Raw genomic sequence first — 26,611 nt, forward strand, 5'->3', positions numbered from 1 at the left:
TCAAAAACGTGATTGCCTATAACGCACGGGTTTTTCATGCGTTCAAAACATTTTTTTGTCAAGCTGAAAAACTGATGAAATTTTTGCTTGACAAGACGATAACCTTCGGTGTAGCAAGGCACCGCTTTCAGGTGGGAGCAGCCGCTCCTGATGATTGGGAAAAAGCGATGGTCTCAAGCAATCGCCTTTCTGTCATCCGCGACCTGAGATATGCGATGAAAACCCGTCCGGCGCCAGTTCGATATTTCCTGCGCTGAACTTTTACAAAAGGGGTTCTAAAGCATGGCCGATTATATTCCAATTCTGATAATTATCGTTTTTGCACTTCTGATCGCATGCCTCATTGTCGGCGCTTCCTTCATCCTGGGAAACAAAATCTCTCAAAAAACAAAACTTGACACATATGAATGCGGAATGCGGACAGTCGGGCCGACCCGCATGAAGATGAATATCCGTTATTATCTGACCGCAATGCTGTTTTTGATCTTCGATATCGAAATCATGTTTCTTTATCCCTGGGCCTTGGTTACAGGGAGTCTCAAGCTGTTCGGATTTCTGGAGATGCTGTTTTTTGTAGTCATTCTCCTCGTCGGTTATCTGTATGTATGGAAGAAAGGGGCCTTGGAATGGGAGTAGAAGTTGCCGCGCCCGCCACTGTGCAAGAAGTTATCAACTGGGCAAGGAAAAATTCAATCTGGCCGGTTACGTTCGGGCTCGCTTGCTGCGCCCTCGAAATGATGGTTGCCAGTTCCGCCACCTATGACATCTCCCGCTTCGGCGCCGAGGTTTTTCGCCCCTCCCCCCGCCAGACGGACCTGATGATCGTCGCCGGAACACTAACCAAGAAGATGGCGCCGATTCTGAGGCGGATTTACGAACAGATGCCGGAGCCCAAGTGGGTCATAGCGTACGGCGCATGCGCCTGCAGCGGCGGGATATTTCAGTCCTACAGTGTTGTGCAGGGGGTCGATCAGATTGTCCCCGTCGATGTTTATGTGCCCGGCTGTCCGCCCCGCCCGGAGGGATTGCTGAAGGCAATAATCGAACTGCAGAAAAAGATAGCTGTGGAACCAGCCGGACAGAGAAATCTGGTCAGCTTGCCTTGGGGGAACAATGGATAGTCGCTCAGCCGGTAATCTGTTAAAGGAAAAATTCCCGCAGGCAGTCGCGGGAATCGAGGAGTTCAGGGGGGAAACAACCGTTACTGTTGAAGCGCCAAATCTCTTCGAGGTCATGACGTTTCTCCGGGAAAATACCGAGCTTGCCTATGACATGCTCATCGACCAGGCGGGGGTTGATTTTCCCGGCCAGAGTCCCCGTTTCACCATTGCCTACCTGCTGCACAGCATGAAGTTCAATAACAGGCTCCGGATAAAAATAAAAGTAGCCGCAGACGTTGCAGTTGATTCAGTCAGCGCTATCTGGAAGGCGGCAAACTGGATGGAACGCGAAACAGCGGAGATGTTCGGAATAACATTCAAAAATCATCCCAATCCGCAGCATATCTTATTGCCCGATGACTTTGTCGGCTACCCTTTACGGAAGGATTACGACGTCAAGGGGCCCAATTTCGATCAACCGTTCCAGGTCTGTTTGGACGAATAAAAAGAGACTTTTTGAGGACATCAAAGCGATGGCTGAATCACGCACCATGACAATCAATATGGGACCGCAGCATCCTGCAACCCACGGCGTGCTGAGGGTGCTTGTGGAGCTTGACGGGGAGAACGTCGCCAAGTCGGAACCTCACATCGGGTATCTGCACCGGGGAATCGAGAAGCTCTTCGAAACGATGACCTGGCGTCAGGGACTGCCGCTCACGGACCGGCTGGACTACACCAGCGGCATCTCCAACAATCTCGCCTATTGCCTCGCAGTAGAAAAACTCCTTGACATCAAGATTCCCCCAAGAGCCCAGTATTTAAGGGTGATGATGGCCGAGCTGCAGCGAATCGCCGCTCATCTGCTGTGGCTGGGAACTCACGCCCTTGACCTCGGGGCCATGACTGTACTTTTCTATACATTCCGGGAACGGGAGACCGTCCTGGAGATCCTGGAACTGGCAACCGGCGCGCGCATAACGCCGAGTTTTATCCGCATCGGCGGGCTTGCCGACGACATTCCCGATGACTTTCTTCCCCGCGTGACGGCGTTCATCGAGGAATTGCCGAAACGGATCGATGATTACGAAACCCTGCTGACCAAAAACCCGATCTGGAAGCGGCGGACGATGAATGTCGCGGCGATGTCGGCAGAGGATTGCATCAACTACGGGGTGACCGGCCCGGTGCTGCGGGCCTCCGGCGTCAACTACGACGTCAGAAAGGCCTATCCCTATTCGAGTTACGAGGATTTCGACTTCGAAGTGCCGCTGGGGAAAAACGGCGACGTCTATGACCGCTATCTGGTAAGGCTCATCGAGATGCGTCAGTCAGGGCGGATCGTCAAGCAGGCCGTCGAGAGACTCCCCGCCGGCCCTGTCGGCGCCGTGGACGCGCTTCAGATCGTTCCCCCCGCCAAACAGGATGTGCAAACTGATATAGCGTCTCTCATCAGACACTTCAAGATCATGCAGGAGGGCTTTGAACCGCCTCCCGGAGAGGTTTATGCATCCATTGAATCATCGAAGGGCGAGCTGGGCTTTTACGTTGTCAGCGATGGCTCCAACAAACCCTGCCGGGTAAGGATAAGGCCGCCTTCCTTTATCAATCTCGCCGCCCTGCCGAAGATGATCGACGGGGTTCTGGTAGCGGATATTGTCGCCGCCATCGGCAGCATTGACATCGTTTTGGGTGAGATCGACCGGTAGGGCGTAATAACGGGTTCGCTACCGTAAAGCTTCGTATTTTGAGAGAGCAATGACTATGGCAGACGTAATTTTCAGTTCCTGGCAGGACGAAGTGATCGACAACCGCGGAGTCGCGGCGGACGCTAAGGCGTCTGCAAAGACCAAGCTTCTCGACGAATTCAGCCCGGGAGAGCCGATAAAAGCCTTCCTCGGCTGGGATGGAATCGTCATTCGCGATGCTGACGTTGACATTGTCGGCATGTGCGCCAGGTACGCCCGGGCCGTCCAGAGCGAATCCTGCGGCAAATGCTTTCCCTGCCGGGTAGGAACCGGCATCATCAGCGACATGTTAAAAAAGATAGCCGCCGGCGAAGGCACGCATGCGGATATCGATAAAATAAAGGAACTGGCGCCCTCGATCCGGGATGGTTCCAAGTGCTCCATCGGCCAGACCGGCCTGATTCCCATCCTGCACGCTCTCCAGTATTTTCCCCGGGCCTTTGCCGAGGCAATTGCCGGCAAGAAGAAGTCGCCGGACGCAAATTACCGCTATTCTGTCACCGCCCCCTGCCTGAGCGTCTGTCCGAGCGGGCTTGATATCCCCGCTTATATTGAGGAGATCAGCGAGCAGCGTTTCACCCAGTCGCTGGCCACCATCCGCAAGAGCATCTGCCTTCCCGGGACGTTGGGACGGGTTTGCGTGCGCCCCTGCGAATCAAGCTGCCGCCGGGCCAATGTGGATGACTCCCTGTCAATAAAATATCTGAAGCGGTTTGTCGCCGATTACGAAATAGACACGAACCGCCATCAGGAAATCCCCACCGCGGCAAAATCAGGCAAAAAGGTTGCAATAATCGGGGCCGGTCCCGCCGGCGTCTCCTGCGCCAACTATCTGATCCAGATGGGGCATCAGGCAACGATCTTTGAGCGGCACCCCGAGCCGGGCGGAATGGCGGCAATGGGAATCCCCGATTACCGCCTGCCGAGGGATATCCTTCATCGCGAGGTGGAACTGGTGCAGGAGTCGGGGGTGGAAATCCGCTATAATGTTCAGGTCGGCAAGGATATCTCCTTCGCCAAGCTTCGCGAGGATTACGATGCCGTCTTCATCGGCGTCGGCGCCCAGGGCAGCATGCCGATGGGGGTGGAAGGCGAGGATCAGAATTACGACGGTTATATCCCGGGTATAAAGTACCTGCTGGACATCAATCTCGGTCGCGATCCCTATCCGGCAGGCAAGAAAGTGGTCGTTGTCGGCGGCGGCAATGTGGCAATCGACTGCGTGCGCTCCTCCTTCCGCATCGGAAAGCCGGATGTAAACCTGGTTTACCGCCGTTCCAAGGCGGAAATGCCGGCTGATCCCGTGGAAATCAAGGATGCCGAGGATGAAGAGGTAAAATTCCACTACCTCTGCAACCCCACAAAAATCATTGCCCAAGAAGGAAAGGTTGTCGGGGTTGAGCTTATTCGGATGGAACTGGGCGAGCCTGACCAGAGCGGCCGGCGCAGGCCTGTTCCGGTAAAGGGTTCCGAGTTTGTTATTGATGCAGACATCGTCATTCCGGCAATCGGGCAGCAGCTTGATTTGTCATTCCTGAACGAAGCCGATGGCATAAAGGCCACAAAGCGCAACACCGTAGTTGTTGATCCCGAAATCTTTGAGACGTCGCAGCCAGGCGTTTTTTCCGCCGGCGACTGCGTCACTGGCCCGGACGTTTTGGTCAGGGCAACCGGCAACGGCAAGCGGGCCGCGGAAAAGATCGACCTCTATCTAAAAGGGGAGAAGGCGGCGCCCTCTGCGAACGAAAATTTCCGCAACCTCTTTGCCACGTTAGGCGTTTACAATGAAAAGGAACATATCGGTATAATCGGCGGGTTGCACAAGTCTCACCTGCCGATGCTTGACCCTCTGGAAAGAAAGTGGAACTTCGCCGAAGTGGAGGATGGTTACACAACGGATGTAGCCATAAAAGAGGCCGCCCGTTGTCTGCGCTGCTACAGAATAGGCATGATCGCCCTGGGATAAACGGTAAGGAAAAGACATGATTAGCTTGATTATAGATGGAAAAGAAGTTTTTACCGAGGAGGGGAAGACGATCCTCGAGGCGGCTCGCGCAAGCGGCATCTACATACCTACCTTCTGTTTTCATGAAAAGCTCTCTCCCATCGGCTCCTGCCGCCTTTGCCTCGTCGAGGTGGACGGCTGCGACAAGCCGATGACCGCCTGTACAACCCCCGCGCTTGCCGGCATCAAGGTTACGACCCAATCCGATAAGCTTCTCCGAATGAGGCGGCAGTTTTTGCAACTGATCCTCACCTCGCACCCGCTCGACTGCCCCCAGTGCGACAAGGGCGGGGAATGTCAGCTTCAGAACATCTCCTATGAACATAAAATCGAAAAAGCCGAGTACGAAGCCGTTCGCAAGGAGCACCGGGAAGAATACGCGACGCCGCTTATCCGCTACTGGGAGGCGCGGTGCGTCCTGTGCGGCCGCTGCTTCAACGCCTGCCGGGAGGTATCGGGACGGGCGGCAATCGATATCGTCGGGAACGGCTTTGAAGCGAGGATCGCGGCCAGCAACGCGGGCGACTGCATCTCCTGCGGGGAGTGCCTCTCGGTCTGTCCGGTCGGCGCCCTGACCGAAAAACTGAGCCCCGTTAAAGCAAGAACATGGCAAAGCCAGCGGGTTGAGACAACCTGTCCCCACTGCGGCTTTGGCTGTCAGTTGACATTGAACGTCCTGGACGGAAAGATCATAACCAAGGTCGTAACCGAGAAAAACCTCCCGCCCAATCACGATTCGCTTTGCGTAAGAGGGCGTTTTGGTTATGATTTCGTCAACAGCGACCAGCGGCTCCGGGAACCCTCGCAGGGCAATCAGAAAAAGACGCTCACCAAAGAAGAGGCGTTGAGCTATACAGCGGAAAACATGAAGAAACTCTCTGCGGAAGGCAAGGGCGTCGGGTTTATCGTTTCTCCCCGGGCCACCAACGAAGAGCTGTTTCTCATCTCCCAAATCGCCTCTACGCTCAAAAATTCCCGGATCGCTTCGGCTGCGGTTTATCATACCGGGAAAATCGCCTCCGCCTTTGCGCGCATGGGGATAAGCCCGGTTTATGATTACGAAAAGATCAAGAGCTGCAAAACAATCGTCGTTGCCGGCGCCGATTTGCTGATCAACAACCATCTGCTCGCCAACAAGGTCAGAGAGGCGGTAAAATTGACCGGCGCCCGGATTGTGAGCATCGACCCCCTTGACAATTCGCTCGCCCGCATTGCCAGCGCCCATCTGCAACCGCTTCCGGGGAGTGACGCCGGGGTTTTCAACGCACTTTCCGCCCGGCTCCTCAAGGACGGCAAACACGATAAAGCTGCCGAAGCATTTGCCGGTTTTGCAGAATTAAAACAGTCGCTTTCCGGGATTTCGGCAGAAGCATTGCAGACCCCGGCCGGCGTCGACGCCGGCCTGCTCGATAAGGCGTATCAGCTTATTGCCGATGCCGACAGCGTCTGTGTAATTTTCGCCTCCGGGATCACCGACAATGAGGCGAGTCTGACTGCGCTTTTGAATTTCTGCCTGCTGAAGGGCCTCCCGGAACGGGGACTCGTCATGGCGACAGCCCTTCAGGCAAACGCCCTCGGCGCCGTTTCGCTGCTGAAGGAAATGGCCGCCCCGGACAGTCTCCTGGACGATTCCGGCATCTCCGGAATCTTTCTCTATGAAGACGACCCCTTCCAGTATCTGAACGGCAAAATGGTGAAAAAATCCCTCGCCCGGCAAGAGTTTGTAGCCGTTTGCGATATATTGCCGACCAGGGTTATGGAGGGCGCCAGCATCGTCATCCCTTCCGCCGGCTTTGCCGAAAAGGATGGCTCCTTCATCTCGGGAAACGGCGCCGTAAGCACTGTGCATAAGGCTTGCAGCGGGCCCTCCGCCGGGTTTGACTTCTTAAGCAGCCTGCTGGGGCTGCTGGGCGGGAAGAGTTATGAGAATTCCCCAAGCGTTACCGCGGAAATTCGCCAAACCGGTCTGTTTGCAAAAGGTGGGGACGGGGTTGAAACGCTGGCTGTAAAAACCGACAAACCGGCCTTTGCCAAATTTGGCAGTGGAGAGGCCAACCAGCCTGCTCATAAAGAAACCGGCAGGTACAAGCTGATCCTCCGCGATCTGTTCATGAATCACCAGCTTGCCGACGTGACGGTTTATGGAGAAGGCGTTGGGCAAACTCAGACCGATCTGTTGCGGATCTCCCCCGAGGATGCAGCGGAACTGAATGTTTCGACCGGAGATGTCGTCGCGCTCGCGGGCGACGCCGGGGCAGCGACCAGCCCGGTTGTCGTCAAAAAGGGCATCCGGAAGGGTTCGCTGGAGTGCATTCTTTTCAGTAAACATGTTGAAATGATTTCCCTCTTTGCGCGACCGGCCAAGGTAAACGATGTTACCGTAAAAAAGGCTTGATTGTGAAGAAAAAAGAAGTTTCTGAACATAAAAAAAGCTCCCTCGCCAGGCAAGACAACAGGCTCGTTGTTCCTGGGCGGCGGACGCAACTCTTTTCCAAGGGCTGAAAATGGAACCTTACTACTACACCCTCGAATCTCTGATAAAAATCGTGGTGGTCGTGACCATCCTCATGCTGTGCGTCGCCTACCTGACCTTGGTCGAACGCAAGTTCCTCGGTTACCTTCAGGTCAGGGTCGGCCCCAACCGGGTAGGCCCCTGGGGCCTGCTGCAGCCGATCGCGGACGGGATAAAATCCTTTGTCAAAGAGGACATTATTCCCACAAACGCCGACAAGACGGTTTATGTGCTCGCCCCGATGATTACGTTCGTCACAGCCCTTTCGATGTTCGCCGTCATCCCTTTCGGCGACAGCGTAACCATCTGGGGCCGCGAAGTTAAACTGGTCATTGCCGACATTGACATCGGCCTTCTCTACATCTTCGCGCTGGGCACCCTGGGAGAGTACGGCATTGTCCTCGGCGGCTGGGCTTCGAGCAACAAGTACGCCGTATTGGGCTCGCTCCGGGCTGCGGCGCAGATGATCAGCTACGAGGTAGCCCTGGGGCTAATCCTCATCGGCACGATCATCCTTGCCGGTTCGCTCAGGCTGACGCAGATTGTCGAAGCGCAGAGGGATGGCTGGTTCATTCTCTACCAGCCGTTCGCGTTTCTGCTGTACGTTGTCGCGGCGCTGGCCGAGATCAACCGTACGCCGTTCGACATGCCGGAATCGGAAAGCGAGCTTGCCTGCGGCTTCAACATCGAGTACAGCTCCATGAAGTTCGCCATGTTCATGATCGCCGAGTACGCGCATATTGTCACGGTTTCCGCCCTGACGATTACCCTCTTCTTTGGCGGCTGGCTCGGCCCATTTCTGCCGGGCCCGGTGTGGTTCATCGGAAAAACATTTGCGATGGTGTTTATCTTCATCTGGATCAGGGGCACCTTCCCGCGGATGAGGTATGACCATATCATGAAGCTGGGCTGGAAGTTCCTTTTCCCGGCGGCGCTCGCCAATGTCGTCGTCACCGCTTTAATTGTAGCGCTTAGATAGATGAGGCAATTTTTATGATAATTCCGTTGCTGAAAGGTCTCAAGTTAACGTTAAAGGTCTTTTTCTCGAAGTCGGTGACGATCCGCTACCCGGAAGAGAAAAGGGCTGTCTCGCCGCGCTGGCGGGGCATGCACTATTTCGAAAAGAACGATCAGGGAGAAACGGCGTGCGTCGCCTGCGGCCTGTGCGTCGCCGTCTGCCCTTCTCACTGCATCAAGCTGGAAATCAGGGAGCGGGAGGATGGCACGCGCTACCCGGGGAGCTATGATATTGACGCCCTGCGGTGCGTCTTTTGCGGATTCTGCCAGGAGGCGTGTCCGGTAAACGCGATCAGACTGGGCGGGGATTACGAATTCATACACTATTCACGGGCTGATTTTAAACTGACGAAAGAGAGCCTGCTTTCCGCAAAAAGGATAGGATGATGGGTGCAATAAGTTTCAAATTGATTGTTTTTTTCGTTGCGGCGCTTGTGGTTATCGTCTCGTCCCTACTGATGACGACAAGAAAAAATCCCATCCACAGCGCCCTGTGGATGATCCTGACCTTCTTCGCGATGGCCGTCATTTACCTGCTTCTGAATGCCCAGTTCATCGCGGTGGCGCAGGTTATGGTTTATGCCGGCGCGATCATGATGCTGATCCTCTTTGTCATCATGATGGTCAGCCTCGATAACGGCGCGCAGAGCGAACAGAAAAAAATATCCATGAACTTCACGAAAAAGGCAGCCTGGTCATTGGCGGTGATAATTCTTCTGCTCGAACTGATCTTCGGCGCCCTTTTTTATCAGACCACAGCGAAAATCGGCTCTTACCCGGCAGAGGCGGTGACCAGCCTGGGAAACGCAAAAACAGTCGGAACCCTGCTTTACGGTCAGTACCTTTTCCCGTTCGAGATCGCCTCGATTCTTCTACTGGTAGGGATTATCGGGGCCGTTGTTCTTTCCCGGAAAAGCAAATGAGGCACGGGATGACTTGGGGGCGCCGTTCATAATCAAACATACCGACAGGAGTTAGACATGTTGCAGGAAATTCCAGCAAGTTACTGTTACATCTTAAGCGCCATCGTCTTTGTAATCGGGGCAATCGGCGCCATTACCCGCAAAAACGCGATCGTCATTTTCATGTCGATAGAGCTGATGCTCAACGCCGTCAACCTGGTTTTCATCTCCTCCGGCAATGCCTTTTCCTCAATGGACGGCTCGGTGTTTGTTTTTTTCGTGATGACGGTAGCTGCCGTCGAGGCAGCGGTTGGTCTGGCCATTTTTGTAATGCTCTTCCGGATCAAGGGCGCCGTCAATGCTGATGAGGCAAGCCTCCTGAAGGGCTGAACGGGCATTGCCGGCTGGAATGAGAAGGACTGCGGGAGTAAAATTTTTTAACAACGCTTTTTAAAGAAGGAAAGATAAATGGCTGACTACATCTGGCTGATACCACTTTTCCCGGCAATCGGATTCATTTTCAATGGTTTTTTCGGCGCCAGAATGTCCAAGGGCGCAGTTTCCTGGATCGCCTGCCTGGCGGTGTTTCTCTCCTTTCTCACCGCCGTCGCCATCTTTATCGAATTTCTGCAGATGCCCGCGGCAGCGAGGATCTTCGAAATCAATATCTACAACTGGATATCCTCCGGTGAGCTTTACATCCCGCTGGGATTCAAAATTGACGCGCTTTCCCTGGTCATGTCCCTGACCGTCACCGGCGTCGGCTTTCTTATCCACGTTTATTCGATAGGCTACATGGCGCACGATCCCGGCATCAAGCGGTTCTTCGTCGAACTCAACCTGTTTGTCTTCATGATGCTCGTGCTGGTTACCGGCAACAACCTGCTGATGATGTTTGTCGGCTGGGAGGGGGTCGGGCTCTCCTCATATCTGCTGATCGGCTTCTGGTATGAGAAGGACTCCGCGTCGGATGCCGGCAAAAAGGCATTTATTGTCAACAGGATCGGCGACTTCGGCTTTCTTTTGGGGATCTTCCTGCTTTTTTTGAGCCTCGGCGCCCAAGGCGTCTGGACGCTTAATTTCGGAGAAATAAAGACTAACGCCCACCTCCTCAACGGGAGCTTGGTCAGTATAATAACCTTCCTGTTTTTTGTCGGCGCCGTGGGCAAGTCCGCGCAGCTTCCCCTTTATGTCTGGCTCCCGGACGCAATGGAAGGCCCTACGCCGGTGAGCTCCCTCATCCATGCGGCAACGATGGTGACCGCCGGGGTCTATATGATCGCCCGTCTCAATTTTCTCTACAGCATGGCCCCCGACACGATGATGATCGTCGCAATAATCGGCGTTTTGACTGCGTTTTTCGCGGCAACGATCGGCTTTGCCCAGTACGACATCAAGAAGGTGCTTGCCTACTCGACGATCAGTCAGCTCGGCTACATGTTTGTCGCAGTCGGCGTCGGCGCTTATTCCGCCGGCATCTTCCACCTGATGACCCACGCCTTCTTCAAAGGTCTGCTCTTCCTCGGAGCCGGCAGCATCATGCACGCGATGAGCGGCGAGCTGGACATGCGCAAGATGGGCGGACTGAGAAAAAAGATTCCTGTCACCTTCTGGACATTCTTTATCGCCTGCCTGGCGATCGCCGGGATCCCGGGCTTTTCCGGCTTTTTCAGCAAGGATGAAATCCTCTGGAAGGCCTTCAGCTCCCCGCACGGCCACATCCTGATCTGGTTTCTGGCCGCGCTTACAGCCGGAATGACGGCATTTTACATGTTCCGCCTTCTCTTCAGGGTTTTCTACGGCGAAAGCCACGTCCCGGAGGAGATCAAGCACCACATTCATGAATCGCCCAAGGTGATGACGGTTCCGCTGATGATCCTGGCCTTTTTGGCCATTGCCGGCGGTTATGTCGGGATACCCCATGTCCTGGGTGGAACCAATCTTTTCGACCAGTTCCTTGCCCCGGTCTTGGGCGGAGGTACAGCCCATTCGGGAGCGGCAGCCGCCAGCTTCAGTCTCATTAGCAGCGCCTGGGCTTCCGGAGCGGAGGCGGCAGGCGAAGCCTCTCTGGAAATTACCCTCATGGTCGCCTCGGTTGTAACCGCGCTGATCGGCATCCTCATCGCCTATTGGCTCTATGTCAGCAATACGAAACTCCCCGAAAAGTTCACGGCGGCGTTTCCGGGCCTCTTCAAGGTTGTCAATAACAAATACTACGTTGATGAACTCTACGATTTTGTGTTTGTCCGCGGGATCCTGAAAGCGGGGGCGTTCCTCCTGAAGGTCGTGGATATCGGGATCATCGAAGGAATCGTCAACGGTACGGGCAGTTTCCTGCAATGGGCTGGCGGTCATTTGCGTAAGTTTGAATCCGGCGTCGTGCAGCAGTATGCGTTCGGCATGATTCTCGGGGCGATTATCGTCGTCGGCTATATCGTCTTTGCGCCACTTTTTTAAGGCGTTTGGTCAACATTGAACAGATGTTTTTTTATTTTATTACACTGGATTGGTGAATGAACATGACATATCCCCTTTTGAGCGTACTCATTTTTCTCCCACTGGCCGGGGCCATCGTCGTAATGCTGCTGCCGCGAAACAACCCCGCGCTTGCCAAGGGATTGACGCTTGTCTGGACGATCATCGAATTTGCGCTTTCTCTGCCGCTCTTTTTCAGTTTTGACGAAACGACCGCCGGGATGCAGTTCACGGAAAACGTCTCGTGGTTTCCGGAGCTGGGCATCAGCTATAACCTGGGAATCGATGGGTTCAGCATGCTGCTGGTGATGCTCACCACGTTCCTGACGGTGATTTGCGTACTGTCATCCTGGGATGCCATCAAAGACAAGGTAAAGGAGTACTACTTCGCTTTTTTGATTTTGGAAACGGCGCTGGTCGGGGCGCTCTGCGCGCTTGATCTCGTACTTTTCTACATATTCTGGGAACTGATGCTGGTGCCGATGTATCTGCTGATCGGCGTCTGGGGCGGGCCTCGCCGGATCTACGCGGCGGTAAAGTTTTTCCTCTACACGATGGCGGGCAGCGTGCTGATGCTGCTGGCGATCATGGCTCTCTATTTCCATTACGGCGCCGAGTCCGGTTCCTACACCTTCAACCTGTTTGAACTCTACAAGGCAAATATTCCGCTTGCCAAACAGTACTGGCTTTTTGCCGCCTTCGCCCTTTCCTTTGCGATCAAGGTGCCGATGTTCCCGTTTCACACCTGGCTGCCGGACGCCCATACCGAGGCGCCGACTGCCGGCAGCGTGATCCTGGCCGGGGTCATGCTGAAGATGGGAACTTACGGATTTCTGAGATTCGCCATTCCGCTGTTCCCGCAGGCAGCCTTTGCCGCGGCGCCGATCCTCTCCACACTTGCCCTCATCGGGATCGTTTATGGGGCGATCATGTGCATCATGCAGAGCGACTTGAAGAGGCTCATCGCCTATTCCTCGGTCAGCCATCTCGGCTACGTGATGCTTGGCCTCTTTGCCTTCAACATGCAGGGTCTGGAGGGCGGCATGTACCAGATGCTGAACCACGGGATCAGCACCGGCGGCCTCTTCCTCGCGGTAGGCATGATCTATGAAAGAAGACATACGCGGATGATCGCCGAGTTCGGCGGACTTGCCAAAACCATGCCGATCTTTGCCGTATCCTTCCTGATCATCACCCTGTCCTCGATCGCCCTGCCGGGCACAAACGGCTTTGTCGGCGAGTTTCTCATCTTGCTGGGGACCTTTCGCAGCAACGTGAGCTTCGGCGTTATCGCAACTACCGGGGTCGTTCTTAGCGCCGTATATATGCTCTGGATGTTTCAGCGCGTCATGTACGGGGAGATAAAGAAAGAGGAAAATCGGAAATTAAAGGATGTCAACAAGCGCGAAATAACCATTCTCGTGCTGATAATTTTTTTCATCTTCTTCATGGGCATTTACTCCCAGCCGTTTTTCAAGAAGATGGACGTCTCGGCGACTAATTATCTTCAGTATATTCATGCCAAAGCCGCTGCTCCCGCCATATCGGTAAAGGCTCAGTAAAATGAACGGATTTCATAAAGTTTTTTCGACTAATACGAAAAGGTAGGAAATTATGGTTGTACAGATACCTGAAATGGACTTTGGATGGCTCATCCCGGAGATCGTCATCACCGTCTTCGCGATCGCCACGCTCCTTTTGACCCTGTTGCGCAAGAAGAACGGCACCTGGTTTCTGGTGGAGGCCATGCCGCTTATCGGGGCCATCATCGCGCTTTATTACACATTTCAGTTATGGAACGGCAATCTGGACATCTTCAATCATCTTTACACGATCGACAATTTCGGGGTATTTTTCCGGGGAGTCGTTCTTGCGATCCTGATCCTCGTCACCCTGCTTTCCTATCGCTATGTTGACCGGGAGGATATGGCCCGGGGGGAATATTACACCCTGCTTCTCTTCGGAACGCTCGGAATGATGATCATGGTGTCATCGAACAACTTTATCACCATCTTTATCGGGTTGGAGTTGATGTCAATCTCCATCTATATCCTCTGCGGTCTGATGGGCGGGAACGCCAAATCCGTGGAAGCCTCCCTCAAATATTTCCTGCTCGGCGCCTTTGCCACCGCCTTTCTTCTGTACGGCATGGCCCTGATTTACGGGACTACCGGCATGCTCGATATCCGGGAAATCGCCGGATATTTGAACAGCGGCAACTTTATGGCGACGCCCACCTTCATGGCGGGTCTGGCCCTTTTGATTGTCGGTTTCGGCTTCAAAACAGCCTCCGTGCCTTTTCACATGTGGACGCCTGACGTCTATGAGGGGGCGCCGACCTCGATCACCGCCTATATGGCAACCGGCGTCAAGGCCGCCGCGTTCGGCGCGTTTTTGAGGGTGCTGTACACGGCTTTTCATCCCTTTCTGCCCGGCTGGACATTCATGTTATGGATTCTCGCCGTCGCCACGATGACTTTGGGAAACCTGACCGCACTGCGCCAAAACGACGTCAAAAGAATGCTCGCCTATTCGAGCATCGCCCACGCCGGATACATCCTGATCGCCATGACCGTAGGCGACCGCTCCCTTTCCTCCACTGTTCTGTATTATCTGCTTGTCTATAGCTTCATGACGATCGGCGCCTTTGCGATTGTAATGATCCTGGGACGCAAGGGCTTTCCGAACACCGGCATCGAATCCTACGCCGGTCTCGCCGGCAGACATCCGGTGATTGCAGCGGCAATGGCTGTCTTTCTCCTCTCCCTGGCAGGCATTCCCCCGCTGGCCGGCTTCATGGGCAAGTTCTATGTCCTGACCGACGCGATCCGTTCCGGTTATTACTGGCTTGCGGTAATCGGGGTGCTCAACAGCGTGGTGGCCGTCTATTACTACCTGCGGGTCATCATGTACATGTACTTCAAGGAACCGGAAGCGGAGATCGGCATCCCCGATTTTTCCATCGGCTCCACGGTTGCCATCGCCATCAGCGTTGCGGCGGTTTTCTATCTCGGCATATTCCCACGCGTGTTTCTAATGATTGCGCACAGCTCGACCAATATTTTCATGTAAGCAGGAAGCCGAAGATAAACGCGCGCGCCCGAGTCAGTCATTGGCAAGACGAGTTGCGTCTCAAACGGGCATTTATAGGGTTTCAGGCTTTATAAGTGTGATGTAGGCCATGGTCCTGGCTTGCCTGCATTGCGTCGGCCATCTCGCCGACCATGGGCACGCCGTTCCGGTATTGGAACGGCCACATGCTCCGGGGATCAAAAAAGGCCACACGGTCGCCGTCGCCCAAAACGTGGTTCAAATCCGGCTGCAGACCGGGCATGGCGCTCAACTTGCCGTTGATGAACGTAATCCCCCGCTCCGCGGTCGGCATTTTCAGGCGGGCCATTAAATCATTAACCGTGCTTCCCGAAGGCAGGCGCACCTGCAGGTTGGCGTAGCTCCTCCCCTTGCCCGACTCTCCGCCGTAAAGCGCCAAAGCGCCATAGAGCCAGGCATCTATTGCAACCTCCACGCTATCCCCCTCCAATCAGCGGAAATATCCCGACTTCACTGCCGGCTTCCAGCGGCCAATCCACAGGCCGGGCACGGGCATTGACGTAAACCATCTTCACTTCTTCAGCAGGCACGTCCAACTGACGGAGCAAATCCGCTACGGTAGCTCCCTCGGCCAAGTCAACTTCAAAGGGACGTCCCGGCGCGCCGGGAGCGTAATGGCGCAAGGTGGCAAAAAGTTTCGCTTGAACGCGCATATTCGCCTCATGAGCATCTGACAATCGCGCTCGTCCAGCCAGTATTCCCGGTGGGCGGCAAGGCGGCGGCGTTTGATAAAATCTTCGGGCAGAGCCAACCGGCAGTTGCTATCGGTTATAATTCTGGGCATCTTGCCTCGGAAGCAAACGGGCAGGGCAGTTGTTGACCCGCCCGTACTTATGCTGCAATCTGCTACAGCTCTGCAAAGACCGAATCCAGGGCGCTGGCCGGCACATCAAAGACCTGATTGTGCGGCGGCAACGGCTCCATTGTCATGAACTCGGGGACACGGTCGGCGGCCTTGCCGATGCCGGCTGCCTCGTTAAACGCGCGCTCCTTCTTCAAGATGGAAACGCCCAGGGCAAGGATGTCGTCCGCGCTCCAGTTGGTGCCCAAAACGCCGTTGGTCTCTTCGACCATGCCTTCATAGCCACTGGCAATGTCGAGAATGGCGAAGGCGATGAATAAACAGTGGCCGCTGGAATCAATGAAGGCCGTGGTCGCCTGAAACGCGCGACTCAACGCGGCTTTGCCCTCCGGGCTGAGCGGGTCCTGCTTGCCCATGACGCCCAGAATTTCGGGCGCGACGGTATAGCCGGCGGTGTGGTCGGCGCCCATGGTGGTGGTGGCGTAGGTTACGCCCATGCCCTTGACGGCGCGCGGCTCATAGGCAGGCATGCTCTGACCCTTGACCGTGGGCACATGGATCACGCCCAACGCCTTGCCGGCAAGCTCCGTACCGCCGCCCAGGATCCGGCCCATCGGGGTCGCTTTGCCCATCTCCTCTACCAAGTTGATCGCCCCCTTGCCGTCGCCAAACTTGAGCACGCCGCCCTCCATCGCAACAGCGATGGCAGTGCCGGTTTCGATCGTGTCCAGACCATAGGCATTGCACAGATGAACCATCTCCGCCACATCGTCCAGATTGTCGATGCCGCAGTCGGCGCCCAACGCCCAGGCCGACTCGTACTCGACGCAGGAGGTGTGCTCCGTGCCATCGGGTTTGTACCAGGTGTTCGAGCACTGGATCACGCAGCCGGGGCTGCAGCCATGGTTGTACGTTTCCTTGCCGGTACGTTCCTTGACCCCATCAAAGATGGCCTCGCCCGCGATGCTGCCGGCGCCTTCAAAGCGGCCGCTGGAAAAATTGCGAGTGGGCAGACCGCCGGCCTCGTTGAGAACATTGATCAAAGCCGCCGTGCCGTAAGTGTTCAGGGTGCCTTTGGGCTTGGTGATGTCGTGGGTCAAAAGGGCATTCACCAGCTTCTTCCGTCCCTGATCAAACAGGGACTTGTCGGCAATGGACACGCCGGGAGCTCCGTCGTTGTTGATGACGATCAGTTTGAGTCCCTTGCCGGCCATGACAGCGCCCAAACCGCCGCGCCCGGAATAACGGCTGGGACGGCGGAATTCATCGTTATAAGCTATGCCCGAGTTAGCGTAGCCATATTCACCCGCCACGCCGCATCCGGCGATGACAACCTTGTTCCCGAACCGTTCGTAAACCTTCGGGAATACCTCGTACAGATTCTTGCCTGCATATTCAGCCGCGTCGAAGAACTCAACTTCAGGCTTGCCCGCCGTTGCGTCCCAGGCAAGATGGACGCCCCAGAACTTGTCTTTTCCCTTGGGCTGGCCCTCGACCACAATAGCCTTGACCTGCAGCTTCGCCAGGTCGCGCGCCCACGAGGTGCCGGCATTGGACTCCTTGATGCCGCCGGTCAGGGGCGACTTTGCCCCGGCCGAGACGCGAGCCGACGTGGGCGCAACCGTGCCCGTCACCATGCCCGGCGCAAAGACGAGCTTGTTGTTGGGGCCGAGGGGATGGCACAGCGGCGGAACCTCGTCGGCGACAATGGACGAAGTCAGTCCGCGCCCACCCAGATTCTTGTAGGCTTCCGGGACGTCTTCGACGCGATAGGTCAGATCGGTCATGTTGATGCGCAAAATACAAGCTGTCATGATGATTCTCCTTTCTTTGATTTGTGAGTTAAGTGAACTGTTTCGTCCGGTTCCGGCGTGCGGGGCTGATGGTTGTTCCTATTTGTGCAGCCACAATGAATGGTTATGTTTTTTCTACGCTGATAAATACCGGCTGTCAAGACCTTTGTAGGAGCCTTTGTAGGAGCCTTAGATATGCCTTGACAGACAAAAACAGCCCTCATATACTCCCTCAGCCAAGGAAGGAATTTGCGTCAGCTCGAAATCATGCAAATTATGAAAACAAGTTTAAATATCTAACAGTAAAACTCTACCAAGCGAAAAGGAGAAGAAGGTTATGGCAATTTTTGAATATGGCAAGTATGACAGCACATTCGAAGCCCCGGACAATTTGGTGGAGATTTTTGAAAACAGCGCCGCCAAGTTTGCCAACAACCCGCTGATCGGCGAGAAAAACGCAGCGGGAGTTTATCAATGGGCAACATATAGTCAAATTGCAACAAGAGTGGATAATTTGCGGGCGGGATTAGCGGCGATCGGCGTCAAGCGGGGGGACAAAATCGGGATTATTGCCAATAACCGGAGGGAATGGCTGATCGGCGAGATCGCCGTCCAGGGAATGGGCGCCGCCTATGTGCCGATGTACGAAAAAGAGCTGGTTTCGATGTGGAAGTATATTGTCAAGGATGCCGGGATAAAGGTTCTGCTTGTATCGAAACCGGAAGTTATGGCGAAAATCAAGGATTTTCCGTCAGAAATTCCCACTCTGGAAAAAATTTTCCTGCTTGAGGGTTCCGGCGAAAACTCACTGGAGGCACTGGAGAAAAAAGGGGCGGCCAGACCGGTTGCCTCGCTTCGTCCGAAACCAACCGAGCTTGCGGTATTGATATACACATCCGGAACAACCGGAGAGCCCAAGGGGGTGCTTCTTTCTCATGGAAATCTGGCCGAAAATGTCAAGGCAGGTCTGGCCTGGTTTCCAAATCTTAGCGAGAAGAGCCGCTGCATATCGATGCTGCCGTGGGCGCATACTTTTGGAATGACCGCCGACCTGCACGCCTTCATGCTGCGGGGAGGCTCCATCGGCATCATGGGGTCGGTAGAAACGCTGATCGACGATCTTCCCAAGGTGCAGCCCTCCTTCATGATTACCGTGCCGCGCATTTTCAACAAGGTCTATAACGGGGTCTGGGCCAAAATGAGGGAGGAAGGCGGATTGAAGCTGGCCCTCTTTGAAAAGGCCCTCGAGGCAGCAAAAATTAAACGGGAAACGGGCAAGGCGGGCTTGAAATACAAAATCCTCGATGCCCTCGTCCTGAAAAAAATCCGCGCCCGTTTTGGCGGGTGTCTCGAAAATGCCGTCACGGGAAGCGCCCCGATGAACATTGAGATAGCCAAATTCTTCATCGATGTCGGCATCCCCACCTATGACGCCTATGGTCTAAGTGAAACATCTCCCGCAATCACCATCAATTCCCCGATGATGGGAAATCGTCTTGGTTCGGTAGGCAAACCGATCAATAAAACAAAAGTAGTGATCGATCGTTCCCGGACAGGCGAGCAAAGCGACGATGGCGAGATCCTCTGTTTCGGACCGCAGTGCATGCTTGGCTATCACAACAAGCCGGAAAAAACGGCCGAAGTAATTGTCGAGCTGAATGGGATGAGGGGGGTGCGCACGGGTGATCGGGGCCGCCTGGACGATGACGGATTCTTGTTTATAACCGGCCGTTTCAAGGAGGAATACAAACTGGCCAACGGAAAGTATATCCATCCGGAGACCATTGAGCTCGAAATGAAGGTGATGCCCTGGATTTTAAATGCGGTCATCTCCGGGGCCGGGCATGACTACAATGTCGGACTGATTGTGCCCGACATGAAATTATTGAAGAATTTGGCCGCGGAGCTGAATTTGTCGGTCGAGCCGAAAGACCTTTTTGAGCCAACCTCTGCCGCCGGGCAAAAATTCAGGGAACTGTTAACCGCCGAGGTGCAGAACCATCTCAAAAAGACCATCGGTTCCTACGAAATTCCCCGTAAGTTCGTTTTTATTCTGGATGATTTTACTCTGGATAACGGCATGCTCACCCAAACCATGAAACTCAAGCGCCTGCTGGTCATGGAAAAATATGGAGACCTGCTGGAAAACCTCTACAAAAAATGAGTCGCAAGGAAAGAAAGCAGCCGATATCTTATAAGGGAATATTACATGCCAGTCTATGAATTTGATGGAAAAATACCGCGCATCTCCGCTGCGGCTTTTGTTCATCCCGAGGCCGTGATCATCGGCGACGTCGTTGTCGGAGAAAGTTGTTTCATCGGCCCGGGGGCTGTGCTCAGGGGGGATTTAGGCCCCATAACCCTCGGCGAGGGGGTGAGCTTTCAGGACAACGCCGTCATCCATGTCGATATCGGATCCGAGGTTGTGATCGAAAACGACGTCATTGTCGGGCATGGGGCGCTGCTGCACGACGTACATATCCTGCCGCGCACGATAATCGGCATGGGGGCGGTGCTGATGTTTCATGTGATCTGCGAGGAAGACTCTTTCGTTGCGGCGGGTTCGGTAGTTCTTCAGGGAATGAGGGTTCCCGCCGGAACAATCGTCGGCGGCAATCCGGCAAAAATCATCAAGAAGGCCTCCGCAAAAAATATCATCGCTACCGCTGAAGGCGTCATCCTCTACAGGGAACTCGCCGAGAAATATCGAAAGACGATGAAAAAGCTTGCCTGATGGGAAAATCCTTGCGCTTCCGTCTAAATGACGGGATTGCCTGATGTAAAATTGTCTTGACAACAGGGCCGGCTTCTTTTAACATCCATTCGCCTCTGCACGTGTCCCACAGTCAGGGGGCTGCAAAAGGGAAGCATAACCCATCCAATAACAAAATCAGGAGGTTGCCATGCGCGTACAACACATCATGTCTACACCCGTAGTGACCGTTACCAGCGATACCCCGGTGCTGGAAGCGGCCAAACTCATGAAGGAAAGAAAGATCGAACGACTTCCGGTAGTTGACAAGGGGAAGCTCAAGGGTATCGTCACCAAGGACCGGGTGCTTCATTCCTCGCCGTCCATGGCGACAAGCCTGAGCATTGGAGAAATCCACTACCTTTTCGCCAGGTTGACGGTAAATGACATCATGCAGAAGGATGTGGCCACCGTCACCCCCGAAACGACGATAGAAAATGCCGTCCGCCTGGCTCAGGACAGGCATGTCGGCGCCCTGCCCGTCATGGAGGACGGCAAGGTCGTGGGCATCGTCACTACCAATGACTTTTTCTATATGATTCTGAACCCGATTCTGGGAATCGGCGAGGAGGGATCGCGACTGATTGTACGCCATTGCGAATCAACGGGGCAGATCGCCAACGCCTTCCGTTGCGTGGCTGATAGCGGTCTGCACGTATTGAACGCCTCCTACATAAGGAGCCGCAGGGGCTCGGAGAAGGACCTCATCATCCACGTGACAGAAGAAGACACCGGCAAACTTTCCGTGTGTTTGCATGAAAAGTGCCAACTGGATGTGGAGCCCCGCGAAAGGTAGGTTTCCTAGATAATCCAACAAGCGAGAATTATGTTGCAGGCGACAGGTTTTCCTGCAAACGGAGATAGACTGAAAAATCAGCAGTTAAGCTGCTCCAGATGCCCCTCCCTCTTGGCACAGGGGGCGTCTGGATGCTTTTAATCGCAAGGCCCGTTTTGTTTCCACTCGCCCGGTTGCCCGAAGTGAATTTTTCGAAAAACTGCTGTTTATTGTCACAACGGCAAAAGCCCGATCGTAGAACATGATGCGGCAAGAGGGGATAGTCTGCATTGCAGAATTAATGCTTTGAAGCATACGGCCCCGTTTCCCACACAAAAAAATAAATGACTCGCCAAGCTATGGATGCCTGGAACAAAAGCGCTTGAGGTTTAAACATGATTCTTACGGACTCATTAAAGAAAGCCTGTCTGTTTTTCCCCGAAAAAAAGGCCGTCGTCTGCGGAAACAATAGCTGGACCTACCGGGAATTTTTTGCTCGCCTCCGCAGTATTTCCGCTTTCATGCAGGCGGAGGGCATAAAAAAAGGCGACCGGGTAGCCATTTTGCACCCCAATTGCCATTATTACCTTGAATCCTACTACGCCATCGCCCTCATCGGGGCAATCGCCGTCCCGCTAAACTACCGGCTGTCCGCCGCCGAACTCGCCTTCATCCTGAATGACGCCGGCGCAAAGCTCCTTATTGCCGCTCCGCAGTTCGCAAAAACAGTTGAGCAAATCAGCGGCAATATTTCCTCGCTGGGAAAGATTGTCTGGACCGGCAATGCGTCCGGCGGGTTTCCGGAAGGGAAAAACGACCGCTCGTATGAAAAACTTGTTTCTGACAAAGACGCCTTCTGCGCAGATGTTGCGGTAACGGAGGATGATATCGCTCAGATCTACTACACGAGCGGGACGACGGGGCGTCCGAAGGGGGTAATCCTTACCCACAAGAATGTTACGGTTCATGCCCTCGGAACAATCGCCGAGTTGCAGCTCACCGACCGGGATGTCTGGCTCCATGCCGCGCCCCTGTTTCATCTGGCGGATGCCTGGGCAAGCTGGGCGATAACCTGGGTCGGGGGCACGCACGTTCTTGTCGGCGAATTTTCTCCGCCGCTGGTTTTGTCGGCTCTGGAAGAAAAGAAGGTCACACTGACCAATCTCATCCCCACGATGCTCAACATGCTGATCAATTATCCGGGGGTCAAAAAATACGACTTCCGCAGCCTGCGGGTGCTGCTCAGCGGCGGCGCCCCGATCGCCCCGGAGGTTGTCCGCCGGATCGTGGAAACCTTCGGGTGCGACTACATCCAGACCTACGGAATGACCGAGACGTGCCCCTACCTGACCTTTTCCCTCCTCAAGGAGCACCTGCGACAACTGCCGCCCGAAGAACAGCTCCGCTTCAAATCAAAAACCGGCAGGGAGTTCATCGCCGTCGCTCTGAAGGTGGTAACCGATGCCGGCGGTGAGGTCAAAAAGGATGAAAAAGAGGTCGGCGAAATAATTGTGCGGGGTGATACCGTGACTCCCGGCTACTGGCAGCTCCCGGAAGAAACGGCCAAGGCCATCCGCGACGGCTGGCTCTATACCGGCGACATGGCCGTGATGGACGAAGAAGGCTACGTAACGATCGTGGATCGGAAGAAAGACATGATCGTAACCGGCGGCGAAAACGTCTATTCCACGGAGGTCGAAAATGCCCTCTACATGCACAAGGCCGTTCTGGAATGCGCCGTAGTGGGCGTCCCCGATGAAAAGTGGGGCGAAACGGTCCATGCTATTGTTGTTTTGAAATCGGGGATGGATGCAACGGCGGACGAGCTGATCTCGTTTTGCAAGGAGCAGATAGCGCGTTACAAAGCACCTAAATCAGTAGAATTTTTACCGTCGCTCCCCAAGACAGGTTCCGGAAAAATCGAAAAGAAAAAGTTGCGGGAGCGCTACTGGACCGATGAGCGGAAGAAAATCTGACGTCAAGAGCAGGCGCTGCACAATCCCGGCCGATGTCCAAACTGTCAAAATGAGACATATTGTTGTTGACAAAGGCTGCCCCGTTGTTTTAGAGGTCGCCTATACCTGATCTACGCATAAACAACCTCCCGGGTGAGGCATATTCCTCCCAGAAAGGTAAAAACGCATGCACGACGAGCCAATCAGCCAGGAAGACAACCTGGGGCGATTTGTCATCAAGCCCCTGCTGGTAATCGCCAGTATCTACAGCTTGTATCTGGTTATCCATCCCCATACGCCCTTTTCCGGATTGTCTATAGGCATCCTCGATTTAACCGAGCTGCAGCGCTCCACTCACGTTTTATTTCTGCTTTTGACCGGCTACCTTATCTCCTCCCAGCGCCTTCCCGGAAGGGCCGGAGTCGGGGCCTTCGTGTTTGCGCTCATGGCCGCCTTTCCGCTTTATTCCTTCTGGAAAATTGGTCTGGACATTAAATTCAACCTTGCCGCGACAATCTTCTGGATGGCGGCGGTGCTGCCTACTATTTATCCCCGTTCCAGCAAAATAGCCGACAAGCTGGCGGCGCTGCTGGTGATCATTCCCTATGTCTATCATGTTGTTTATTTTCATGACATTATTGATCGGGCGATGATACCCGAAGCATGGGATCTGGTGCTGAGCTTCGGACTTACGCTGCTGCTGCTCGGCCAGGTGTACCGCTACATCGGGGCTATCCTGCCGTGCCTGGTACTAACCTTTCTTATCTACAATCTGCACGGGGACCTGCTGGGAGGCGTATTTTCCCACGCCGTTTTCGGCTTCGATTTGCTGCTCGCCAAGCTCTTCAGTGAGACGGAGGCCGGACTTTTCGGAATGATTACCGGTGTCTCCGCCAAATATCTCGTTTATTTCACGATCATGGGCGGGATTATCGGTGTTTTGAACCTGGGAAAAATCATTGCCAATATCGCCTCGCTCGCCTCCCGCGGCCGGGCGGACGGCCCCGGGATCGTGACGACGCTCGCCTCCATCTTCATGGGTATGTTCAGCGGCTCCGGCGCCGCCGACACCCAGTTCGTCTCGACCATCAGCAAACCGATGTACGAAAAAAGCGGGTATGACAAGTACACCGCCGCCGGAATCGCCGCCACCTCGGGCACGATCGCGATGATCACCCCCCCGGTGCTGGGATCACTCGCCTTCGTCATGGTGGAAATCCTCTCCATTCCCTACCTGTGGGTATGCATTATGGCGATTGGCCCCATGTTGCTCTATCTGATCGCGATTCTCGCCTACAACTATTTTTACGTCAAAAAGATGGGGCTCAAGCCGATTGAACACGGCCAGAATTACGGCTGGGAATATTTCCGGCGCTATTCCTATATCTTTCTGCCCCTTTTAATCATCGTGGGCTTTATCTACTGGGGATATTCAATCAGCCTTGCCGTCGTTCTGGCGATTTTTCTCTTCGTCATTCTGGCTTACATAGACCGGACGATCCGCCCCAAAAGCCCGAAGGTGCTGTTAAACGGATTGGCAAAAGGATTTTCCTCTCTTATCCCAATAGGTTCTGCTGTTGTCTGCGCAAACCTGATTTTGACCTTGATGGTAATGACCGGTCTCTCCAGCAAATTTGCCCAGCTCCTGTCGATGATTTCCGGCACAAGCATCCTTGTCGCCTCGCTTTTTACTGCCGTCTTCACACTGATTCTCGGAATGGGAATCCCGCCTACGGCCTCTTATGTGGTGGCATCATCGCTAACGGCCCCGGCCATTCTGAGCATCGCCATGGCCAATGGCATTCCGCAGCAGGCCGCGCTGCTTTCTGCGCATATGTTTCTTATGTACTACGCCATCCTCGCCGACGTTACGCCGCCGGTGGCGCTTTCCGCCTACGCTTCGGCTTCGGTTTTTATGACCGATCCACTCAAGACAGGCATCTACGCCGCAAAGGTCGCGCTTCCCAAATACCTGCTTGGGTTTTCCTTCATCCTGACCTACCAGGGAACATCCCTGCTGATTATCCCGATGTGGACCACCACCAGCGCCACCATGGCCATCTCGGGATTTCTCATCCGGCTGGCGGAGGTGTCGATCGGGGCGATCGCCATGGCTGCAGCAACGGCAGGCTATGCCCGGCGGCCGCTGCGCAAATGGGAATCCTGGGTTCTGGGGATATTTTCGGTGGGGCTGTTCATCCCCAATTACTGGTTCGATCTGGCAGCCCTGCCGGTCTTGATCTGGTTTTTTCTCATCAGTAAAACCAAAGCGCCGCTTAATTTCGATGCATCAGGCGGCAAGGCTTAAGAAATGGCGTTTTTTAGAAGGCAAATCATTAACTATGGAGGTATGAAAATGAAGAAGCTCATCGGTATTATGTTGGCTGTTTTTCTGTTATCGGCGGGAACCGCGTTTGCCGAGGAAAAACCTAAAATCATCATTACCACGGGCGGCCTGGGCGGGGTTTATTTCTATTACGGGACAACCATGGCCGAAATCCTGACGAAACACGCCGGGGTTGACGCGACCGCCATTCAGACGGCCGCCTCGGTGGATAACCTGCTTTTGATCCAGCGCCGCACCGACCCTTCCAAAAACACCTACTACATGGGCCTGGTTCTTCCCGATTCCGCATATCTTGCCTATACCGGCAAGCATAAGCGTTTTGCGGATAGACCGGCAAAAGAGACCCGCATCATGTGGACAATGTATCCCAATTACCTTCACCTGATCACCGCCTCGGGGTCAGGGATAAAAACCGTTGCCGATCTGAAAGGGAAACGGGTCTCCACTGCCGCGCCCGGGTCCGGCACCGAGGTTGAGGCGTTTCTGGTACTGGATGCCGCCGGGATTAAAGCCTCCGACTTCGCCAAGCAGGAGCGTCTGGGCGCCGCAGAGTCGGCAGAAGCGCTTTCCCAGGGGACGATTGACGCCTATTTCTGGTCCGGCGGCCTCCCGACGGGTTCGGTTGTCGAGCTATCGACAACCCTGGCGCGCAAGGGTAAAAAGATCGAATTCGTTGACATGGATCCCCAGAGCGCCCTAGTCAAGGAGCTGCTTAAAAAGTTTACCGGGGTAATGAATTCAGGCGCCATTCCCAAGAATGTTTACAACACTGAAAAAGACGTAAATACGCTGGTTTTCTGGAATCTTTTCATGGGCCCGGAAAGCCTGCCGGAGAAATACTCCTACGCAATCACCAAGGCGCTGTTTGAAAATGTCAGCCAACTCCAAACTGCCGTTAAGGCGGCAAAGGATACAAACCTCGGCAATGCGACAAAGTCTTACGGCGGAGTCATCCCCTACGATCCGGGCGCATTGAAATATTACAAGGAAAAGGGCGCTATAAAATAACGCCTCGCTGTTTTCTTGCCGGAAGCGGCGGTTAGACAGTTTTTTCGGGCTGCCGCTTTCGGCATGTTTTTCCCTGCACTTCTTCCGCAACGACTAAGCTCGGCAAAAGGGAGCGGGTTGCTTGCCTGCTTAAACACAAACATGCGAGCCAATTGCAAAACTATTTGTCATTCCCGAAAGCGGAGCTTAATGTACACAATGCTTCTATCAGGAATACGGTTTTTCAAGCAGTTAGAACCAGATTATGAACATTAAACTTCGTTTTCCCGCTTAAAATCATTGCGGGAATGACAGAATGTGAGAGTTTTG

The 26,611-nt window shown here is 54.4% G+C and carries 23 protein-coding genes; 20 read left to right on the plus strand and 3 right to left on the minus strand.

Annotation, left to right across the window (positions count from 1 at the left end; genetic code table 11):
- Window positions 1–74 precede the first annotated feature (74 nt).
- The 14 genes from K0B01_00440 (at window position 75) to K0B01_00505 (ending at window position 14,831) form a co-directional block, all read left to right on the plus strand.
- On the plus strand, window positions 75–257 hold the full coding sequence (locus K0B01_00440; GenBank protein ID MBW6484609.1) for a hypothetical protein: 183 nt from the start codon (window positions 75–77) through the stop codon (window positions 255–257).
- A 25-nt stretch (window positions 258–282) separates the two neighbouring features.
- Complete coding sequence (gene ndhC, locus K0B01_00445; protein MBW6484610.1) at window positions 283–636, plus strand: NADH-quinone oxidoreductase subunit A; 354 nt, start codon at window positions 283–285, stop codon at window positions 634–636.
- On the plus strand, window positions 627–1,121 hold the full coding sequence (locus tag K0B01_00450) for an NADH-quinone oxidoreductase subunit B (protein MBW6484611.1): 495 nt from the start codon (window positions 627–629) through the stop codon (window positions 1,119–1,121). Before ndhC ends, K0B01_00450 begins: the two co-directional genes overlap by 10 nt.
- Window positions 1,114–1,605 carry an NADH-quinone oxidoreductase subunit C gene (locus tag K0B01_00455; GenBank protein ID MBW6484612.1) on the plus strand — a complete coding sequence of 164 codons (492 nt, stop codon included), beginning with the start codon at window positions 1,114–1,116 and terminating at the stop codon, window positions 1,603–1,605. Before K0B01_00450 ends, K0B01_00455 begins: the two co-directional genes overlap by 8 nt.
- A 28-nt stretch (window positions 1,606–1,633) precedes the next feature.
- On the plus strand, window positions 1,634–2,809 hold the full coding sequence (locus K0B01_00460; protein MBW6484613.1) for an NADH-quinone oxidoreductase subunit D: 1,176 nt from the start codon (window positions 1,634–1,636) through the stop codon (window positions 2,807–2,809).
- Between the two features lie 55 nt (window positions 2,810–2,864).
- Window positions 2,865–4,814 (plus strand): FAD-dependent oxidoreductase, encoded by a 1,950-nt coding sequence (locus K0B01_00465; protein MBW6484614.1) that lies wholly within the window; start codon window positions 2,865–2,867, stop codon window positions 4,812–4,814.
- 16 nt (window positions 4,815–4,830) lie between these two features.
- Window positions 4,831–7,248, plus strand: a complete 2,418-nt coding sequence (locus K0B01_00470) for a molybdopterin-dependent oxidoreductase (protein MBW6484615.1) — start codon at window positions 4,831–4,833, stop codon at window positions 7,246–7,248.
- A gap of 109 nt (window positions 7,249–7,357) precedes the next feature.
- Complete coding sequence (gene nuoH, locus K0B01_00475; protein ID MBW6484616.1) at window positions 7,358–8,344, plus strand: NADH-quinone oxidoreductase subunit NuoH; 987 nt, start codon at window positions 7,358–7,360, stop codon at window positions 8,342–8,344.
- 14 nt (window positions 8,345–8,358) lie between these two features.
- The gene (nuoI, locus tag K0B01_00480) at window positions 8,359–8,769 is read left to right on the plus strand and encodes an NADH-quinone oxidoreductase subunit NuoI (protein ID MBW6484617.1); all 411 of its coding nucleotides are present in this window, start codon (window positions 8,359–8,361) and stop codon (window positions 8,767–8,769) included.
- Window positions 8,766–9,305, plus strand: a complete 540-nt coding sequence (locus K0B01_00485; protein ID MBW6484618.1) for an NADH-quinone oxidoreductase subunit J — start codon at window positions 8,766–8,768, stop codon at window positions 9,303–9,305. The genes nuoI and K0B01_00485 overlap by 4 nt, the downstream gene beginning before the upstream one ends.
- A 57-nt stretch (window positions 9,306–9,362) precedes the next feature.
- Complete coding sequence (nuoK, locus tag K0B01_00490; GenBank protein MBW6484619.1) at window positions 9,363–9,674, plus strand: NADH-quinone oxidoreductase subunit NuoK; 312 nt, start codon at window positions 9,363–9,365, stop codon at window positions 9,672–9,674.
- A 78-nt stretch (window positions 9,675–9,752) separates the two neighbouring features.
- Window positions 9,753–11,741: an NADH-quinone oxidoreductase subunit L gene (nuoL, locus tag K0B01_00495; GenBank protein MBW6484620.1), complete on the plus strand. Its 1,989-nt coding sequence runs from the start codon at window positions 9,753–9,755 to the stop codon at window positions 11,739–11,741.
- A 62-nt stretch (window positions 11,742–11,803) separates the two neighbouring features.
- On the plus strand, window positions 11,804–13,321 hold the full coding sequence (locus K0B01_00500) for an NADH-quinone oxidoreductase subunit M (protein MBW6484621.1): 1,518 nt from the start codon (window positions 11,804–11,806) through the stop codon (window positions 13,319–13,321).
- A 52-nt stretch (window positions 13,322–13,373) separates the two neighbouring features.
- The gene (locus tag K0B01_00505) at window positions 13,374–14,831 is read left to right on the plus strand and encodes an NADH-quinone oxidoreductase subunit N (protein ID MBW6484622.1); all 1,458 of its coding nucleotides are present in this window, start codon (window positions 13,374–13,376) and stop codon (window positions 14,829–14,831) included.
- Window positions 14,832–14,913: 82 nt separating this feature from the next.
- Here the strand turns inward: K0B01_00505 and K0B01_00510 are convergent, their stop codons facing one another.
- The 3 genes from K0B01_00510 to K0B01_00520 form a co-directional block, all read right to left on the minus strand.
- On the minus strand, window positions 14,914–15,285 hold the full coding sequence (locus tag K0B01_00510) for a MoaD/ThiS family protein (GenBank protein MBW6484623.1): 372 nt from the start codon (window positions 15,283–15,285) through the stop codon (window positions 14,914–14,916).
- Window position 15,286: 1 nt separating this feature from the next.
- Window positions 15,287–15,523 carry a MoaD/ThiS family protein gene (locus tag K0B01_00515; protein MBW6484624.1) on the minus strand — a complete coding sequence of 79 codons (237 nt, stop codon included), beginning with the start codon at window positions 15,521–15,523 and terminating at the stop codon, window positions 15,287–15,289.
- 193 nt (window positions 15,524–15,716) lie between these two features.
- A complete protein-coding gene (locus tag K0B01_00520) occupies window positions 15,717–17,486 on the minus strand; it encodes an aldehyde ferredoxin oxidoreductase (protein ID MBW6484625.1) in 1,770 nt (589 codons plus the stop codon).
- A 316-nt stretch (window positions 17,487–17,802) separates the two neighbouring features.
- Between K0B01_00520 and K0B01_00525 the strand changes: the two genes are divergently transcribed.
- The 6 genes from K0B01_00525 (at window position 17,803) to K0B01_00550 (ending at window position 26,302) form a co-directional block, all read left to right on the plus strand.
- The gene (locus K0B01_00525) at window positions 17,803–19,629 is read left to right on the plus strand and encodes an AMP-binding protein (protein ID MBW6484626.1); all 1,827 of its coding nucleotides are present in this window, start codon (window positions 17,803–17,805) and stop codon (window positions 19,627–19,629) included.
- 45 nt (window positions 19,630–19,674) lie between these two features.
- The gene (locus tag K0B01_00530) at window positions 19,675–20,199 is read left to right on the plus strand and encodes a gamma carbonic anhydrase family protein (protein MBW6484627.1); all 525 of its coding nucleotides are present in this window, start codon (window positions 19,675–19,677) and stop codon (window positions 20,197–20,199) included.
- Window positions 20,200–20,368: 169 nt separating this feature from the next.
- Window positions 20,369–21,013 carry a CBS domain-containing protein gene (locus tag K0B01_00535; protein MBW6484628.1) on the plus strand — a complete coding sequence of 215 codons (645 nt, stop codon included), beginning with the start codon at window positions 20,369–20,371 and terminating at the stop codon, window positions 21,011–21,013.
- A 374-nt stretch (window positions 21,014–21,387) separates the two neighbouring features.
- A complete protein-coding gene (locus K0B01_00540; GenBank protein ID MBW6484629.1) occupies window positions 21,388–22,968 on the plus strand; it encodes a long-chain-fatty-acid--CoA ligase in 1,581 nt (526 codons plus the stop codon).
- Between the two features lie 166 nt (window positions 22,969–23,134).
- On the plus strand, window positions 23,135–25,255 hold the full coding sequence (locus K0B01_00545) for a TRAP transporter fused permease subunit (GenBank protein ID MBW6484630.1): 2,121 nt from the start codon (window positions 23,135–23,137) through the stop codon (window positions 25,253–25,255).
- 48 nt (window positions 25,256–25,303) lie between these two features.
- A complete protein-coding gene (locus K0B01_00550) occupies window positions 25,304–26,302 on the plus strand; it encodes a TAXI family TRAP transporter solute-binding subunit (protein MBW6484631.1) in 999 nt (332 codons plus the stop codon).
- Window positions 26,303–26,611: the final 309 nt, after the last annotated feature.

It is taken from the genome of Syntrophobacterales bacterium, assembly GCA_019429105.1.
Classification (GTDB): domain Bacteria; phylum Desulfobacterota; class Syntrophia; order Syntrophales; family UBA5619; genus DYTH01.

What these genes read in the sequence shown, in the direction of transcription:
- ndhC (MBW6484610.1), top strand. Translation starts at nt 283, where the DNA reads ATGGCCGATTATATTCCAATTCTGATAATTATCGTTTTTGCACTTCTG.
- K0B01_00545 (MBW6484630.1), top strand. Translation starts at nt 23,135, where the DNA reads ATGCACGACGAGCCAATCAGCCAGGAAGACAACCTGGGGCGATTTGTC.
- K0B01_00500 (MBW6484621.1), top strand. Translation starts at nt 11,804, where the DNA reads ATGACATATCCCCTTTTGAGCGTACTCATTTTTCTCCCACTGGCCGGG.
- K0B01_00465 (MBW6484614.1), top strand. Translation starts at nt 2,865, where the DNA reads ATGGCAGACGTAATTTTCAGTTCCTGGCAGGACGAAGTGATCGACAAC.
- K0B01_00515 (MBW6484624.1), bottom strand. Translation starts at nt 15,523, where the DNA reads ATGCGCGTTCAAGCGAAACTTTTTGCCACCTTGCGCCATTACGCTCCC.
- K0B01_00505 (MBW6484622.1), top strand. Translation starts at nt 13,374, where the DNA reads ATGGTTGTACAGATACCTGAAATGGACTTTGGATGGCTCATCCCGGAG.
- K0B01_00530 (MBW6484627.1), top strand. Translation starts at nt 19,675, where the DNA reads ATGCCAGTCTATGAATTTGATGGAAAAATACCGCGCATCTCCGCTGCG.
- nuoL (MBW6484620.1), top strand. Translation starts at nt 9,753, where the DNA reads ATGGCTGACTACATCTGGCTGATACCACTTTTCCCGGCAATCGGATTC.
- K0B01_00470 (MBW6484615.1), top strand. Translation starts at nt 4,831, where the DNA reads ATGATTAGCTTGATTATAGATGGAAAAGAAGTTTTTACCGAGGAGGGG.
- K0B01_00520 (MBW6484625.1), bottom strand. Translation starts at nt 17,486, where the DNA reads ATGACAGCTTGTATTTTGCGCATCAACATGACCGATCTGACCTATCGC.
- nuoK (MBW6484619.1), top strand. Translation starts at nt 9,363, where the DNA reads ATGTTGCAGGAAATTCCAGCAAGTTACTGTTACATCTTAAGCGCCATC.
- K0B01_00460 (MBW6484613.1), top strand. Translation starts at nt 1,634, where the DNA reads ATGGCTGAATCACGCACCATGACAATCAATATGGGACCGCAGCATCCT.
- K0B01_00450 (MBW6484611.1), top strand. Translation starts at nt 627, where the DNA reads ATGGGAGTAGAAGTTGCCGCGCCCGCCACTGTGCAAGAAGTTATCAAC.
- K0B01_00455 (MBW6484612.1), top strand. Translation starts at nt 1,114, where the DNA reads ATGGATAGTCGCTCAGCCGGTAATCTGTTAAAGGAAAAATTCCCGCAG.
- K0B01_00525 (MBW6484626.1), top strand. Translation starts at nt 17,803, where the DNA reads ATGGCAATTTTTGAATATGGCAAGTATGACAGCACATTCGAAGCCCCG.
- K0B01_00550 (MBW6484631.1), top strand. Translation starts at nt 25,304, where the DNA reads ATGAAGAAGCTCATCGGTATTATGTTGGCTGTTTTTCTGTTATCGGCG.
- K0B01_00540 (MBW6484629.1), top strand. Translation starts at nt 21,388, where the DNA reads ATGATTCTTACGGACTCATTAAAGAAAGCCTGTCTGTTTTTCCCCGAA.
- nuoI (MBW6484617.1), top strand. Translation starts at nt 8,359, where the DNA reads ATGATAATTCCGTTGCTGAAAGGTCTCAAGTTAACGTTAAAGGTCTTT.
- nuoH (MBW6484616.1), top strand. Translation starts at nt 7,358, where the DNA reads ATGGAACCTTACTACTACACCCTCGAATCTCTGATAAAAATCGTGGTG.
- K0B01_00440 (MBW6484609.1), top strand. Translation starts at nt 75, where the DNA reads ATGAAATTTTTGCTTGACAAGACGATAACCTTCGGTGTAGCAAGGCAC.
- K0B01_00535 (MBW6484628.1), top strand. Translation starts at nt 20,369, where the DNA reads ATGCGCGTACAACACATCATGTCTACACCCGTAGTGACCGTTACCAGC.
- K0B01_00485 (MBW6484618.1), top strand. Translation starts at nt 8,766, where the DNA reads ATGATGGGTGCAATAAGTTTCAAATTGATTGTTTTTTTCGTTGCGGCG.